At 51.6% G+C, this 14946-nt stretch carries 15 protein-coding genes; 2 read left to right on the top strand and 13 right to left on the bottom strand.

Going from position 1 to position 14946, the window contains the following annotated elements; translation table 11 throughout:
• The first annotated feature begins 188 nt into the window (after positions 1 to 188).
• Positions 189 to 1295 carry a hypothetical protein gene (locus JL719_RS08545; RefSeq protein WP_033157442.1) on the top strand — a complete coding sequence of 369 codons (1107 nt, stop codon included), beginning with the start codon at positions 189 to 191 and terminating at the stop codon, positions 1293 to 1295.
• Between the two features lie 67 nt (positions 1296 to 1362).
• On the opposite strand, the gene rluB is transcribed toward JL719_RS08545, so the two are convergent.
• The 9 genes from rluB to JL719_RS08500 form a co-directional block, all read right to left on the bottom strand.
• Positions 1363 to 2106: a 23S rRNA pseudouridine(2605) synthase RluB gene (gene rluB, locus JL719_RS08540; RefSeq protein ID WP_165385938.1), complete on the bottom strand. Its 744-nt coding sequence runs from the start codon at positions 2104 to 2106 to the stop codon at positions 1363 to 1365.
• A gap of 4 nt (positions 2107 to 2110) precedes the next feature.
• Positions 2111 to 3097 (bottom strand): SMC-Scp complex subunit ScpB, encoded by a 987-nt coding sequence (scpB, locus tag JL719_RS08535; RefSeq protein WP_308441636.1) that lies wholly within the window; start codon positions 3095 to 3097, stop codon positions 2111 to 2113.
• Between the two features lie 121 nt (positions 3098 to 3218).
• Positions 3219 to 4040 (bottom strand): segregation and condensation protein A, encoded by an 822-nt coding sequence (locus JL719_RS08530; RefSeq protein ID WP_033157441.1) that lies wholly within the window; start codon positions 4038 to 4040, stop codon positions 3219 to 3221.
• 2 nt (positions 4041 to 4042) lie between these two features.
• A complete protein-coding gene (locus JL719_RS08525; RefSeq protein ID WP_033157440.1) occupies positions 4043 to 4696 on the bottom strand; it encodes a site-2 protease family protein in 654 nt (217 codons plus the stop codon).
• A gap of 5 nt (positions 4697 to 4701) precedes the next feature.
• On the bottom strand, positions 4702 to 5322 hold the full coding sequence (locus JL719_RS08520; RefSeq protein ID WP_033157439.1) for an L-threonylcarbamoyladenylate synthase: 621 nt from the start codon (positions 5320 to 5322) through the stop codon (positions 4702 to 4704).
• Between the two features lie 101 nt (positions 5323 to 5423).
• Positions 5424 to 6110: a tRNA (adenosine(37)-N6)-threonylcarbamoyltransferase complex dimerization subunit type 1 TsaB gene (tsaB, locus tag JL719_RS08515; protein WP_033157438.1), complete on the bottom strand. Its 687-nt coding sequence runs from the start codon at positions 6108 to 6110 to the stop codon at positions 5424 to 5426.
• A 61-nt stretch (positions 6111 to 6171) separates the two neighbouring features.
• The gene (gene yoaA / locus JL719_RS08510; protein ID WP_051670104.1) at positions 6172 to 8130 is read right to left on the bottom strand and encodes a DNA repair helicase YoaA; all 1959 of its coding nucleotides are present in this window, start codon (positions 8128 to 8130) and stop codon (positions 6172 to 6174) included.
• The gene (locus tag JL719_RS08505; protein WP_033157437.1) at positions 8130 to 8852 is read right to left on the bottom strand and encodes a tetratricopeptide repeat protein; all 723 of its coding nucleotides are present in this window, start codon (positions 8850 to 8852) and stop codon (positions 8130 to 8132) included. The genes yoaA and JL719_RS08505 overlap by 1 nt, the downstream gene beginning before the upstream one ends.
• Before the next feature lie 25 nt (positions 8853 to 8877).
• Positions 8878 to 9417: a hypothetical protein gene (locus tag JL719_RS08500; RefSeq protein WP_033157436.1), complete on the bottom strand. Its 540-nt coding sequence runs from the start codon at positions 9415 to 9417 to the stop codon at positions 8878 to 8880.
• Between the two features lie 321 nt (positions 9418 to 9738).
• Here JL719_RS08500 and JL719_RS08495 point away from each other — a divergent pair, with 321 nt between their 5' ends.
• Positions 9739 to 11151, top strand: coding sequence for a PhoH family protein (locus tag JL719_RS08495; protein WP_033157479.1), 1413 nt, complete (start codon positions 9739 to 9741; stop codon positions 11149 to 11151).
• Positions 11152 to 11156: 5 nt separating this feature from the next.
• On the opposite strand, the gene JL719_RS08490 is transcribed toward JL719_RS08495, so the two are convergent.
• The 4 genes from JL719_RS08490 to cheB all read right to left on the bottom strand — a co-directional run bounded on the left by JL719_RS08490 (position 11157) and on the right by cheB (position 14939).
• A complete protein-coding gene (locus tag JL719_RS08490; RefSeq protein WP_033157435.1) occupies positions 11157 to 12254 on the bottom strand; it encodes an AI-2E family transporter in 1098 nt (365 codons plus the stop codon).
• 72 nt (positions 12255 to 12326) lie between these two features.
• The gene (locus tag JL719_RS08485; RefSeq protein ID WP_033157434.1) at positions 12327 to 12626 is read right to left on the bottom strand and encodes an STAS domain-containing protein; all 300 of its coding nucleotides are present in this window, start codon (positions 12624 to 12626) and stop codon (positions 12327 to 12329) included.
• A 44-nt stretch (positions 12627 to 12670) separates the two neighbouring features.
• Positions 12671 to 13873 carry a methyl-accepting chemotaxis protein gene (locus JL719_RS08480; protein WP_033157433.1) on the bottom strand — a complete coding sequence of 401 codons (1203 nt, stop codon included), beginning with the start codon at positions 13871 to 13873 and terminating at the stop codon, positions 12671 to 12673.
• 4 nt (positions 13874 to 13877) lie between these two features.
• Positions 13878 to 14939, bottom strand: a complete 1062-nt coding sequence (gene cheB / locus JL719_RS08475; protein WP_033157432.1) for a protein-glutamate methylesterase/protein-glutamine glutaminase — start codon at positions 14937 to 14939, stop codon at positions 13878 to 13880.
• Positions 14940 to 14946 lie beyond the last annotated feature (7 nt).

The following is a 14946-nucleotide window of genomic DNA, read 5'->3' as shown; positions in this document are numbered from 1 at the left end:
GAAAAACAAGACACTATATTCGTCGCAAGGGATGCGCTGTTTTTGACTTTCAAAAACTACCAACTATAGTGAGTTGCGAGCAACCTTTGCAGCAACTTTGCTGGTAATCGTTTTGCAAGCGCCGACCGCGCTCCCATCCGCAATTCAATGCCGTGTAAGCATAATCTCAAGCCATTTACAGCTAAAAAATGTTGAAGAATTTTTTTAAGAAAAAAGTTACGACAATTGAGACGGCAACTAACTATCCAGCGGTCAATCTCACACCAACCGACTTAGAAGAACTCAAAAAGATATTAAGAGCAGCACTTCCGAATATCCAAGCAGAAAATAACCCGCTTGCTTGGTCTTGGGATCCGGATTTATGGGTGTCCGGCAAATTGCATTACCTAATCCCGCACGAGGTCGCGACTACCAAGGATATTGCCGAATTTCTAAGATATATCCGTACCGCGTCGCTGACTTTTCCAGGCGGACCATTCATTTGGGATCTCAATTCGCTGGACAATTTGGTGTTTCTACCAACGAGCCACGCGGAACGAAAACAAAAAGCCGGTATCTTTGCCGCAATTTATTCGGCTAGCGACGAACCATACCAAGCCTACTGCCAATTCGTGGCAGAAATTCTAAGAAACATCAAGAACAACCATGACGAAACCTTAGCCAATACCGAGAACAGCGTGCAAAGGCGAGCATTGGCCGCTATGAGATCGGCGGCTCAAATTTTGGATTTTCAACGTAGTTTGCGTGCTGGACTTGTCAGCACAAGTCCCGAAAACGTCAAATACTTCCTAAGCGATACCGACGAACTCTTGTTCGGCAGGCCTGATAAGCCGGCAACCGTAAAGGTCAAATTCCAACAAGAATCGGTATCTGTGGTGCTCCCACACTACGTACGTATTTCAAAAACGCCCGCCGACCAGATCGACGCAACCTTTGGCGAGGATTACATCTGTAGGCTTGAAATTTCGAGAGTCCACTCAGATGGTCCTGAATATCCCGAAGAATTTGGAGTATATCTGGTCAAACAATCTGCGGAAAAGCACGGGATGACGGTCAACTACTCTGCCGACGGCAAGGCGATAATTCCAGTCCCGCCTTTAATAAAACAAGAACGCGACCAACTATTCCAGGTTTCTCACTTCACTATTGGCATAAAACGAAGCGTATTCACCATGACCCTGACGTGTCCTCCAGTACAAAATCTTCCGGAACAAGAAAAGACTCGAATCAACCAAATCATTAATGGGGTAATCGCAACGCTGACCGAAGAGCATCCGACCTCAAAACCCCACTGAACTATTAAGATCATCGCGCCGCAGCGGACACGGCTTGCCGATTGCAGCATCGATTAATTCAACGGGACTACAACCCCACAAACTCCATCAAAGCCGCCAATTCCTTAGGCTCCAACTCATAAAACGAATGCGCCCTGACACGTTCCGGCAAACCGACATCGCCGTAACGGACCCGAATCAAGCGGCTGACTTTAACCCCCTGCGATTCCCATAAACGCCGTACCAAACGATTCCGCCCCTGTTTCACCGTGGCATAAAACCATTTATTGGCACCTTCGCCGGCATAAAAGCTGACGTCTTCGAAATGCGCCGGGCCGTCTTCCAGTTCCACACCTTGTTTCAAGCGCGCCAGCATGGCATCGTCTACTTCGCCTAAGATTCGCACCGCGTATTCGCGTTCGACTTCGCGCGACGGGTGCATCAAACGGTTGGCCAACTCGCCGTTGTTAGTCACTAAAATCAAGCCGGAGGTGTTGATGTCCAGCCGGCCAACCGCGATCCAGCGGCCGACCTGCAGGCGCGGCAGTTGGGTAAAGATTACCGGCCGGCCTTCCGGATCACGGCGGGTGACCAGTTCGCCAACCGGTTTGTGGTACACCAATACGCGGGTCGGTTGCTCAGCGTATTTTTCCCACTTCACCACCCGACCGTTGATTTGCAAGTGATCGTCAGGCTTTAAGTGATAGCCCGGCTGCACCGGATTACCGTTGACGGTCAGCCGGCCTTCCTCTATCCAGCGCTCGATTTCCCGCCGAGAACCCACACCGGCTCGCGCCAGCAGTTTCTGGATGCGCTCGCCGCCGGCCGGCACGGATTTAGTGGAGGGTGAGCTTTTCGGTGCCGAGGCCGGCTTCGGCTTGTGGGTCGAACTCGGTTTCCGCGGCTGCGGTTTCTGGGTCCGTTTGTCCTGCGGAGCTGACGGGTTGTTGGATCTCGGCGGTTTGCGGTCTTTCACTGTGGTCCTGCTCGGGTTGCGGTTGCGGCGAATTGCCGAAATCGAAATTGACGATTTCTTCCAGGGTCGGTAATTCGCTCAATGAGGTTAAATTGAAATAATCCAGAAATTGCTTGGTGGTGCCGAACAAGGCCGGCCGGCCCGGTACTTCCTTATGGGCGATGACGCGAATCCACTCGCGCTCCAATAGGGTTTGAATGATGGAACTGCTGACGCTGACGCCGCGAATATCCTCGATTTCGCCGCGCGTCACCGGCTGGCGGTAGGCGATGATGGCCAAAGTTTCTAACAGTGCACGCGAATAACGGGCCGGCTTTTCCTCGAATAAGCGCGTCACGTAAGGCGAGAGACCTTCGCGCACCTGAAACCGGTAACCGCTGGCTAATTGCCGCAGGCCGATGGGGCGATCGGCGTAGTCGCGAGCGATTTCATCCAGTGCCATTTGCACCGACAAGGTATCGGGTTGCTCCAGCTCCGGAAAGGTTTCCTGAATCTGCCTGATCGTCATCGGCCGATTGGCGGCAAACAAAATGGCTTCCACGATGCGCTTGGTATTCATATCGCACTCTTTAGTTATTTCAGGCAGTAGCCGGTGGCGTTCGACCACGATGGGTTGGTAGGTACTGGCGCGAATAATCTCGGCCCAACGCCGCGGTAAGCGGGTTGCGCGCCTAGACTCGCTAACGGCCGCAGCCTCCGGCACGGGTGCTTGCCAACTACTCCGCCAACCCGGCAACAAGCGCACCGCTTGTCGATGGGACTGTTGCAAAACCACTGGCTCGCTGGGTTCGGGGACTTGAACATCCGCAACGCGCGGCTCGCTAGTCCAGATAGCCGGAAACCGCACGGCCCTCCGTTTGACAGGCACGAATATCGTAACCGGCTCGGGTTTGATGCGCGGCTTGCGGGGCGTTCTGGGTTTGGCTGTGGGAATAACATCATCAACGACGGTTTCGGCTAGCAGTGAGTCAGTCGCCGGCGCCGCTATCGAGGCGGATTCTGACCTGAATGCCGGCGTAGGGTTCGGATTGGAAGATGTCGATGATGCGTTCCTTGGAGAGTTCAAGGATGGCAAGAAACGCGACAACCACTCCGTTTTTTCCTTCACTTCGGGTAAAACACGCTGCGAAAGGGAGCTGATTTGCTCCGTTAAGTTTTTCCAAAATGGCTGCCATTCGTTCACGGACTGATAGGGGTTCTTTGGTTATTTGATGATGGGTAAGCCTCTCGGCGCGCTTCAAAATGTCCTGGAAGGCCAGCAGCAGTTCCTTGAGCTGCACATCCGGCAAAATTTGCTGTACATCCACGGTCGAGGTGTCAACGCCAAATTCGAAGGTGTCGCGCTCGTTTCGGGGCAGCAGATCGATCTCTTCGGCCACTTTTTTGATCGCTTCGTATTCCTGCAGCTTGCGAATCAAAAATGCTCTGGGGTCCTCTTCTTCCTCTTCGCTTTCCGGCTGTCTAGGCAGCAGCATCCGCGATTTAATCTCCGCCAGCAGCGCGGCCATCACCAGATATTCGGCGGCCAGCTCCAGACGCAAATTTTCCATCATATCGATGTAGGCGATATATTGCCGGGTGATCTGCGCGATGGGGATGTCGAGAATATCCAGATTCTGCCGACGAATCAAATACAACAGCAAATCCAGCGGCCCTTCGAACGCATCCAGAAACACTTCCAGCGCATCCGGCGGGATGTAAAGATCTTCCGGTAAATCCTGATAAGGCTGGCCTTGCACCAGCGCCAGAGGCGGCAGCGCGGCTTCAACCGGTAATGCGACGTCGTTCAAAACTACATGCCCGCCAAACTAAAAAATAATTGTTGGGCGTAGTACATCGGATAAGCCAGCAAATACTGCAACACGTCGGTAGCAAGTAATATCAACAAAAAAATAAAACCAAACCGTTCCAAACGATTGTATTGCCAAGCCCAGTAATCCGACAGCACTCCTGACAAAATCCGGCTGCCGTCCAAGGGCGGTATCGGCAGAAGATTAATCAAAGCCAAAACCAAATTGATGCTGATGCCTGCTACGCCGCTATATATCAGCGGAAAAGAGATGTATTCGATTTCCAACATCACGCCGATTCTAGACAGCAAAGCCCAGGCCGCCGCCATTAATAGATTGGACAAGGGGCCGGCTACCGCCACAATCGCCATGGCTTGACGCGGTTTTTTAAACGCGCGGGGATCGACCGGCACCGGCTTGGCCCACCCGAACACGAAGCCGGTAAAGGTCAGCAACAATAAACCGGGAATAATCAGCGTGCCCAGCACATCAATATGTTTGAGAGGATTCAGCGTTAAACGGCCTTGGTCGGCAGCGGTGTTGTCGCCTAACTTCTTGGCCACCCAGCCGTGCGCCACCTCGTGACCGGTGATCGCGAAAATCACCGGCAAAATCCACACCACGATCCTTTGTATCAGGGTTAATTCGTCCATCATGGCTTTTACTCCAACATCGGCGCAATACCGATACCTTGCCGAACAATGTCAATCGACTTATCGCCGCAAGCGATGACGGTAGTGGGTTGATATTCGATCACGCCCACATCTATGACCAGGGCCAACTCTTTTTCCAGCCGCTTTCGGATTTCGTACGGATCGGCCAAAGGCTCGTCATCGCCGGGCATCATCAACGTGGAGGTCAACAAGGGTTCGCCAAGCTGCTCGACCAAGGCTTGAGCTACCGGATGGTCGGTGATTCTGACGCCTATGGTTTTCTTTTTGGGGTGCTGCAACCGGCGCGGCACTTCGCGCGTGGCATCCAGTAAAAACGTAAACGGACCGGGCGTCAGTTTTTTGATCAAGCGGTGGGCTTCATTGCCCATTTTGGTGAAGGTGGAAACCTGCGACAGGTCGGTACACAACAGTGTGAAGTTATGATTATCGTCCAGCCGGCGGAGGCTGCGAATTTGATCCATGGCCGCCTTATCGCCGATCTGGCAACCCAGCGCGTAGGATGCGTCAGTGGGATAGGCGATGACTCCGCCGTTGCGCAAGATATTGACTGCTTGTTGAATCAAGCGCGGCTGCGGGTTCTTCGGATGAATTTCGAAATATTGCGCCATGGGCTAAAACTATCGGCTTAGGTAAAGGGCCATTGTACCCCAGAAGGTATTTAAAAATGTGGCGCGGCCGTTTTAGCGGCCGCTGGAAACCGGAAACCGACTCATCTTTCCGATTGTTTTTTGGCGACTTTATCGCGCAAATAAACCGGCATGGCTTGCTCGACAGGCACCGCCAAACCGCAAGCAAAACCGTAAGCGCCCAATTGCGCGACACAGCTGGCGCGCGGCCAGACATCCACCTCAACGCCCAGCACACGCTCTGCTAAACGCTGGCCCAACTGCTCCGCATAAACGCCCCAGCCTGAACCGACACCAAAGCCGGCCAGATCGGGAAAGATCACTTCGCCAGCGGGCGTGACAGCTTCCGCACCGTTCAACTCCGCCAAACCTAATTCGCTGCGTTGATACACGCCCCAAAAAATTTCGTCCATGCGTGCGTCCATTGCGGTAAAACTCAGCTCAGCATCGGCGCGACGATTAAAAAAATCTTGGGCGATGGCCGCCAACGTCGACACCGGCACCACCTGCAAATCGGCACCATAAGCAATGCCCTGCACCACGCCGCCGGCAATTCTGACACCGGTAAACGAACCGGGTCCGCGACTCAAACCGATGGCATCCAGTTGTTGCGCCTTGAGTTGAGCATCGGCCATTAATTGATCGATCATCGGCAAAATCAGCTTGGTGTGCTCGCGCGGGGCGACGGCAAACTTTTCGGCAATCTCGCCATCGATAAACAAGGCCGCCGAACAGGCGTCGGTGGAGGTTTCTACTGCCAATAATTTCAAATCTGTACCTCTGTCAACAAGATGCCGGAAACGCTAACGCTTATTCCGGCCTACGCAATGTTCAATGTGATTCATCCAATGCAAAAAACCGCCGCACATCCTCGATCTCGCGGCTGCGCTTCATCGCCGGCACGCTATCTAAAAACATCTGGCCGTAGGAACGTTTTAATAATCTGGGATCGCAAACCATCAATACGCCGCGGTCGTTGACGTCGCGAATCAAGCGGCCCACGCCTTGGCGCAACATGATAATGGCGCTGGGTAATTGATGCTCGAAAAACGGGTTGCGGCCCTGCTTTTCCATCGCATTCATCCGGGCTTTCAGCACCGGATCGCCCGGCGAAGCGAACGGCAGTTTGTCGATGATGACGCAGGACAAGGCGTCGCCGCGCACGTCCACGCCTTCCCAAAAGCTAGCAGTGGCGAGCAATACCGCATTGCCCAATTCCTTAAATTGATCCAGCAATACGCCTTTAGATTTTGTCCCTTGTACCAGGATGGGATGGTCGAGCTTGCCTTCCAACAATTGCGCGGCGCGTTGCAAGGCGCGGTGGCTGGTAAACAGGAAAAACGCCCGACCCCGGCTGGCTTCTAACACCGGTAAGGCAAACTCGACAATTTTGTCGGTAAAGTCCGGATCGCTGGGCTGCGGCAAACCTTTGGGGTGATAAAACAAGGCTTGATTTGGGTAATCGAACGGACTTTCCCAACTTTGGCTGAGCGCGCCACTCAAGCCCAGATTCTTGGAGAAATGCACGAAATTATTGGCCACGCTCAAGGTCGCCGAGGTAAAAATCCAGGTGGCCTTGTGCCGGGCCATGAAGCCACGAAATTCCTTGGCAATATCCAGCGGCGTGCGGCTGAGCGTGAACGACTTGCTATAAGTCTCGTACCATTTGATCCACTGCCCGTCCTTGTCGTTGATCAGCGTTTCCAGTTGCGCGTCCAGCGCTTCAGCCCGGTCGAAGCATGATTCCAGGCCTTTGCTGCGCACCGAGGCGCGTTCCAATTGGTCGGTCAAGCGCGCCAATTGCTTTTGCAAGGATTCCAGCGCGCCGGCGATTTTGGGGTTGGTTTCGATATCCTGCCAGTCGCCACGACGCAGTTCCAGCCCAAACGCCAAGCGCAAATCCTTGACTTCGTGTTGCAGGTCCTCACAGGCGGTGCGCAAGTCAGGCATATCCTTGGCGTCGGTGAAATACTCGGCCAAACTGTCGTCGGCCAAATCGACCAGTTGTTTGCCGCTGATCGTCACCCCCAAAAAATTGGAGGCGGTATCGGCCAGTTGATGCGCTTCGTCGATGATCACCACTTCGGCATCCGGCAGTAGCTCGCCAAAGCCGGTCTCGCGGATCGACCAGTCTGCGCAGAGCAAATGGTGATTGACCACCACGATCTCGGCTTCCTGCGCCTGTTTCCGGGCCTTGGTTAAAAAGCAATCGGCATAATCCGGGCAGTTCTGCCCCAGGCAATTGTCGGTGGTGGAGGTGGCGTGAAACCAGATCGGATCGCCATCATGCACATCGGCCACTTCCGAGACATCGCCGGCCTTGGTGCGTTTCGACCAAGCCTTGATCTGCGCCAACGCCGCCGCGTCTTCCTGGCTGTAGCCGAACGCGGAATTCAAAGCCTGTTCCAACCGGTAGGTGCACAAATAATTGGCGCGGCCTTTTAACAAGCTGGCTTTGAACGGCCTTCTGCTCAAGGCTTTGCGGATCACCGGCAAATCCTTGTTGAACAATTGATCTTGCAGATTTTTGGTGCCGGTGGAAACGATGACTTTCTTGCCGGACAGGATCGCAGGAATCAGATAGGCAAAGGTTTTGCCGGTGCCGGTGCCGGCCTCGGCAATCAGGTTTTGCTGGGACTCGATGGCGTAGGCGATTTTTTCGGCCATCTCGATCTGTGCGGCACGCGGCGAATAACCGCTGATAACCTCGGCTAAGGCGCCGCCGTCGCCAAAAACATCGGCCAATTTGCTGGCGGCACCGGCAAGCGCCGTCTTGGAACTGTCAACCACTAGCGACCGAAAAAGCTGTCCGCCTTGGCTTTAGCTTCTCTTGCCCCTTGGGCATTTTGCTGCATTTGCCGGGCTTCGGCGATCAACAACCAGCTTTTGCGTTTCAAATCCAGATCACCACCAGCCAGCAAAGCGGCCTTGCCGGCCAATTCTTCGGCAAGTTGCGGTTTATTTTGCTTGATTCTGAGCTGCGCCAGCTTGTAAGTCAGCGTGGGGTTGCGTGAATCGATGCGTAGCGCCCGTTCCATCACGACCACTGCAGCATCCAAGTCGCCACTATTACGGCTACGGTCTGACTCGCTAATTAAAGCTACTACAGCCGGCGGCGTGCCGCTGGGGATGCGCGCGTCTTCTATAACAAACCTTGGTGCCGGCGCAGTTGCTGCAGCCACCGCCGCAGGAGCGGGTGCCGCTAGAGCCGGACTGGCTGGCGCAGGCGGCGGAATATCGGCCGGCGGCATCAACGGCTCGGCACGAAAGGTCGGCAGATTCGGTTCATCTTTAAAGTTATTGCTGACACTTTCGATAGGATAGGTGGCGGTATCGGGACTAGACACCGGTTTTTTAGCCGTAGTTGCGGGGGCTTTGTTTGCCGCTGATTTTTTAGCCGGGGCTTTTTTGGCCGGCACGCTGCCGGCCACCGGTGGTTCTGAGCCAGGATTACTACACGCCGTTAATATCAGTAACAGAGGGCACAAAATTAACAGAGATTTTTTTTTCATTTACGATTTGAGTAGCCAAGTAAAATTAAAACAGTTCGATTTCATCGTCGTCGCTTTGCTGATTTGCTTGTTGAAACAAGGCTAGCGCTTCATCGACGCTTTTGCCCTGATGGATAGCATCAAACATCACTTTTTCAGATTCCATAGTGTACTGGTTGCGAATGCTTTCCTGAAACTTATACCATTCGGCAGGATTATATAACCTCTGCGGCGTATCGATGATGACCGACAAGCCTTTTAGATTGTTGGACACGTGTTGCAAGCATTGCTGCAGGCGATCATAAAACTGGAACGCCACAATCGCCGAATAGATTTTATCCTGGGTCGCCTCGCAATGCGCCAGAGCCTGGTCGCGGCTCTCGCTCTGCTGAAAACTACTCAGTAACTGATGAATATTTTTCATATCTTCAACCATACCGGTAAACGAGTCGGCCAAGGCTGAGACCGACTCATCACCGGCTTTCATGCTGCCCTCAACCTGAGCAACCGAAACGGTCAACAGCTTGATGGTTTCCCTAATCTGGCTCCAACCCAAGTCTGGCTGGCTTGATGGTGAAAGTGTCATAAATAACTATCCTAAAAATACCGATACAAATAAAGTTGTCGCGACATATGCGCCCTATTGTAACCGACTATACAAAAGCAATGACGACGGCTTAAGTATAGAGAAACTGGAGATTAGTCGATTATTGGCGCCGGTATTTTTAAAAAACCCGGAATTGACGGTGAAATCGCACTACTCTTTTGCATAGGGTAGCAACGCTTATCGGGCACAGGGCAAGCGATAGCTCGGTTGACGATAACTCTACACTTGGAGTAGAAATACCTTTAGCGCAGCACCGGGTTTGCGTTGAAACCGCCTTTCCACGCTTTTTACAAGGATATTATGAATATTCAATCCGCCGGCAAAAAATTGTTCGTGTTGGACACCAACGTACTGATGCACGACCCAACGTCCATTTTTCGCTTTCAAGAACATAATGTTTTCATTCCGATGGTGGTGCTGGAGGAATTGGATCACGCCAAAAAAGGCTTATCCGACGTATCGCGCAACGTCCGCCAAGTTAGCCGGTTTTTGGACGAATTAATCCGCGATGCCGATCAACAAACCATCAACGCCGGGCTACCGCTGTCGCGCATCGATTATGCTCGGAACGGCGAGCGAGAATTCGACGGCCGTTTGTATTTTCAAACCCGGCAATTGTCGCATCTACTCCCTGCCGACCTACCTGGACAGATTGCCGATAATTCTATCCTCAGTATCGTGTTGGCCTTGGGTAAGGAATACCCGGATGTGAATGTAATCCTGGTCTCCAAAGACATCAATATGCGCATCAAAGCAGCCGCGCTACAGATTACTGCCGAGGATTACCATAACGATCAAACCATCGAAGATATAGACCTGCTCTACACCGGCACGATGCCGCTGGACAGCGACTTCTGGGAGGAACACGGCGGTAAGATGGAATCGTGGCAGGAAAACGACCACACATACTACCGCGTGAATGGTCCGCTGGTGGCCGAATGGTATCCCAACCAATATCTGTATATGGAAGGCGAAGATAACTTCGAAGCCATCGTAAAAAGCCGCGAAGGCGACACGGCTGTGTTGCAATTGGCCCGCGATTATCGGACCAAACACAATAGCATCTGGGGGATTTCCGCCAAAAACCGCGAGCAAAATTTTGCGTTGAATGCCCTGCTCGACCCAAACGTGGACTTCGTGACGTTAATAGGCTCTGCCGGCACCGGTAAAACCTTGCTGGCACTGGCAGCCGGCCTGTCTTTGACTCTGGAAAGCAAAGCCTATTTGGAAATTATCATGACACGGGAGACCATGCCGGTCGGCGAGGACATTGGCTTTTTACCGGGTACGGAAGAGGAAAAAATGGCGCCGTGGATGGGGGCGTTGATGGATAACCTGGAGTTGCTGGGCAGCCGCTCGGGCACGACCGAATGGGAACAAGGCGCGTCGCAAAACGTCATGATGAACCGGGTAAAAATTCGTTCGCTGAACTTTATGCGTGGCCGGACTTTTCTGAACCGCTACCTGATTATCGACGAGGCACAAAACCTGACGCCGAAACAGATGAAAACCTTGATTACCCGAGCAGGGCCCGGCACTAAGATCATCTGTATCGGCAATCTGGCACAAATCGATACGCCGTATCTAACGGCAACCAGCTCCGGTTTGACCTACGTGGTTGACCGTTTCAAATCTTGGCCGAATAGCGCCCACATTACTTTGCGGCGTGGCGAGCGTTCGCGCCTGGCGGATTTTGCATCCGATAATTTGTAAAGCCATCAAGCCGATGATTCACTGATCTCAGCCTTTGGCCACGCCATTAATACCGCTTTAACCAGCGTGGCCAAGGGTATCGCAAAAAATACCCCCCAAAAACCCCACAAGCCGCCAAAAAACAGGATGGCAACAATAATTGCAATAGGATGCAAATTCACGGCTTCGGAGAACAGCAGCGGCACTAATATGACGCCATCCAATGCCTGAATCACTGAATAGGCAATAAACACATACATAAAATGATCACTGCCGCCCACGCCCCACTGCACATAAGCCACCGCCAATACCGGAAAAGTGACTAATGTCGCACCGACATAAGGAATCACCACAGACAAGCCCATCAGTACCGCAAGCAACATCGCATAATTCAAACCCAACAACCAGAAGACTATGTAACTGACCGCCCACAGGATAAACACTTCGAGAAATTTGCCTCTAACGTAATTGGCTATTTGCCTATCGACTTCATGCCACACTCGCAGGCTAAGACTGGTATCCCTTGGCAGAAACTGTACAAACCAGCCCAATAAAACCTGTTTATCTTTCAGAAAGAAAAACACCATCAACGGCACCAAAAACAAATAAATGATCACCGCCACCAATCCGACAAACGATTGGGCGGAGCCGGAGATCAAATCCTGACCATACTTGAGCAAGTCTTGCTGAATGGAGAACATGATTTCGCGAATCCGGACTTCCGAAATCAGTTCCGGATGGCGTTCAGGGAAGCGCATGATTTCGGCTTGGGTACTGGAAACAATCTCTGGTATGTGTTGCACCAGTTGCACGGTTTGCTCGGACACTATCGGCACCAGCACGAACAACACAAAACCCAGCACAGCCATAAACGCAAAGAATACGAGATGCACCGAAATCAAACGACCGAGTTGACGCTGTTCGGCTTTAACCACCAGCCCTTCCAGTAGATACGCCAACACAATCGCCACAAAGACCGGCATCAGCAAATCCAGCAAACCGTATATCAATAAAAAGCCGCCCAGCAAAACTATGGCTAGGGAAACAACTTGGGAATTGGGTAGAAATCGCTGGAAAAAATTTCTAATGAAATCGGAACTGGAAAAGTCAGTCTGCTGGTTCATGAGGTGTTGGCGGCTACGCAAACCGTTGTCGGTTTGATCGCGCCATTAGGTTATATAAAAAAGCGGGATTGCTCAGGATAGTGTAAATAATTTATCAAAATTAGCGATTTCCAAAATTTTTTTAACTTCGGTACGCGAATTTTTAATCCGTATTGCCGACTTATCACCCGCCATCTTATCTCGCAGAACTAACAGCATGCCAAGGGCGGAGCTATCTAAGTATTCGGTACCGATCAAATCCACTTCTATCAACTTCACGCCACTTTCAACCAGCTTGGTAGCTTCGCGAAACTCGTTGTGCACGCCGAAATCGAACCGACCGCTTATTTTAATCGACAGCACTCCCGCATCAACACGTGCATCAATACCCATATTTTTTAACCTCACAAATTTTCATGTCATCTCTTACCTTTAGCCTAAAACAGATCCACATCGCCTTCTTCCATGGAAGATTGCGACACAATGTGCGATTTTCTGACTTGCCACTGTTGCTTCATGATTTTCAAGCGATCCGAGCCTTGCCGTAATTGGTCACGCCAATCAGTGTCGCCACCGGTTTTAAATACCCCCAAACCTATACTGACCTCGTCGGATAGCGAACCGAAATGTTCTAAATTGAATTGTAAGTATTCAATCAATTGCCGGGCCATATCCTCAAATTGCAGACCTCTCACCGCATTACCCACATTGAACTCGATTTGATTGGTCAGTTGGGAAATTTCGCCGACATTGTTGGAGATATTGGCATTAATGATGGCGATATCATCCATCATCTTGTCGATACTGGCCTTGGAACTAATCGCCACGTTCATGTCTTTGGAGGCCATTATTTCGATCATGGTTTGCGCTTCGCGGATATTATCCTTCGAGGCTTTCACCACGCGCTTAATTTCCTCGCTGAACTTATCGGAGTTTTTTGAAAGATTCCGCACTTCTCCCGCAACCACTGCAAAGCCTCGACCGGCTTCTCCCGCCCTGGCTGCTTCTATGGCGGCATTCAGCGCCAACAAATTGGTTTGATCGGCAATCTTCTGCACATCGCCCAATAGTTTCTCGACATGAGCCATATGGCCCCCAACATCATTGATGACCGCGACCATTTCCATGCTCTGCTTACTGATTTGCAGAATATGGTCGATAAAAAACTGCAGGACATCATCGGTTTCCTGAGCAAAACTCGTGAAATTGATACTGCTACGCCCTTTGTCGGTACTTCCTTCCAGATCAGCTACCAACGAATATACTATCGATGACTGCCCGGACGTCAAACTAGCCAAGCTATTGAAGCTGTTGGACATCGTAGTCACCGCATCGGCAAGCATGGATTTGAGCTGTTCCAATTCCGCGCGAAAATAGGAGGCTTCTTGGTCGATACAATCTTTCAAATGCAGTAAATAGTCATCAATCGCGCGCACCAATTCGGCTTCGCTTAGACCCTTGCTGTTTGTCAAGGCTGACACTTGCGCACGTTGCGCACGAAATGCTTTGACCATCCACAACATCGTTGCGATGGCGGCGGCTAGCCAATAAACCAGCGCGTTGGACAAAAGCAACGGCAATAACAAAACTACCAGCGTGAATAAAACCAGAAGCGCGTTATCTTTTAGGAACTGCAACATATTTTCAATCCACCAGGGCCAGGATTTTTTCCGCTATTTTCCCCAAGGATAACACATGATGCGCGGCTCCCAGTTTGTAGGCCTCGCCGGGCATGCCCCAAACGATACTGGATGCTTCATCCTGCACTATGTTGACGGCCCCGGCCTCGCGCATCTCAAGCATGGCTCTGGCACCATCCGCCCCCATGCCCGTCAACATAACTCCAACCGCATTGCTACCCACATTCTCGGCAACTGATCGAAACAGGACATCCACGGAAGGCTTATGTCTGTTGACAGGTGGACCATCATCAAGGCGGCACGCATAACGAGCACCATCTCTCACAACCATTAAATGTTGATCACCTGGCGCTATATAGATATTTCCGGGCAATATCAGTTGCCCATCGCTAGCCACGCAAGCAGTCATCTCAGTGGCCTCGTTAACATGTTTGGCAAACGAAGCGCTGAAGGCGAGCGGCAAATGTTGGGTAATGACAATCGCCGGCGCCGTCCTGGGCAGGCTTTTTACCAGTTCCTTGACCGCTTCGGTGCCGCCCGTTGAAGAACCCAACGCCACAATTTTATGAGTCGTTTTGAAATGCTTTTTCATCGTACTGGCTGCATTCTCATTCACTGAATTAAGAGCTGGGACATTAACCCTATTGGTTTCCAAAGCTTTGACTTTTGCTTGAGCGGCCATCCTGATTTTACCGATAATCTCATCCGCATAGGCTCGTAAGCCATGGGAGACATCGATTTTTGGTTTTGCCACGAAATCAACCGCACCGAGCGCTAACGCATCAAGGGTCACTTCGGCGCCTTTTTCGGTCAACGTTGAAATCATGACCACCGGCATCGGTCGTAAACGCATCAAATTACGTAAAAATGTCAGACCATCCATACGCGGCATTTCTACATCCAGTGTTAATACGTCGGGATTCAAGGCCTTTATTTTTTCCCGGGCAATAATCGGATCACTGGCCGTGCCGACAACTTCAATATCGCCTGCCTCATTAAAAATTTGCGTCAACATTTGGCGAATTAATGCCGAGTCGTCAACAATCAATAGCTTAATTTTTGTCATCCTGGTT

This window comes from Methylomonas sp. LW13 (assembly GCF_016865255.1).
In the GTDB taxonomy this organism is placed as follows: domain Bacteria; phylum Pseudomonadota; class Gammaproteobacteria; order Methylococcales; family Methylomonadaceae; genus Methylomonas.
This window is presented reverse-complemented; position numbering and strand designations above follow the sequence as displayed.

Coding starts and splice junctions, on each gene's coding strand:
- JL719_RS08495 (WP_033157479.1), top strand. CDS start 9,739: ATGAATATTCAATCCGCCGGCAAAAAATTGTTCGTGTTGGACACCAAC.
- cheB (WP_033157432.1), bottom strand. CDS start 14,939: ATGACAAAAATTAAGCTATTGATTGTTGACGACTCGGCATTAATTCGC.
- JL719_RS08490 (WP_033157435.1), bottom strand. CDS start 12,254: ATGAACCAGCAGACTGACTTTTCCAGTTCCGATTTCATTAGAAATTTT.
- JL719_RS08545 (WP_033157442.1), top strand. CDS start 189: ATGTTGAAGAATTTTTTTAAGAAAAAAGTTACGACAATTGAGACGGCA.
- JL719_RS08505 (WP_033157437.1), bottom strand. CDS start 8,852: ATGAAAAAAAAATCTCTGTTAATTTTGTGCCCTCTGTTACTGATATTA.
- JL719_RS08525 (WP_033157440.1), bottom strand. CDS start 4,696: ATGATGGACGAATTAACCCTGATACAAAGGATCGTGGTGTGGATTTTG.
- JL719_RS08500 (WP_033157436.1), bottom strand. CDS start 9,417: ATGACACTTTCACCATCAAGCCAGCCAGACTTGGGTTGGAGCCAGATT.
- JL719_RS08520 (WP_033157439.1), bottom strand. CDS start 5,322: ATGGCGCAATATTTCGAAATTCATCCGAAGAACCCGCAGCCGCGCTTG.
- JL719_RS08485 (WP_033157434.1), bottom strand. CDS start 12,626: ATGGGTATTGATGCACGTGTTGATGCGGGAGTGCTGTCGATTAAAATA.
- JL719_RS08480 (WP_033157433.1), bottom strand. CDS start 13,873: ATGTTGCAGTTCCTAAAAGATAACGCGCTTCTGGTTTTATTCACGCTG.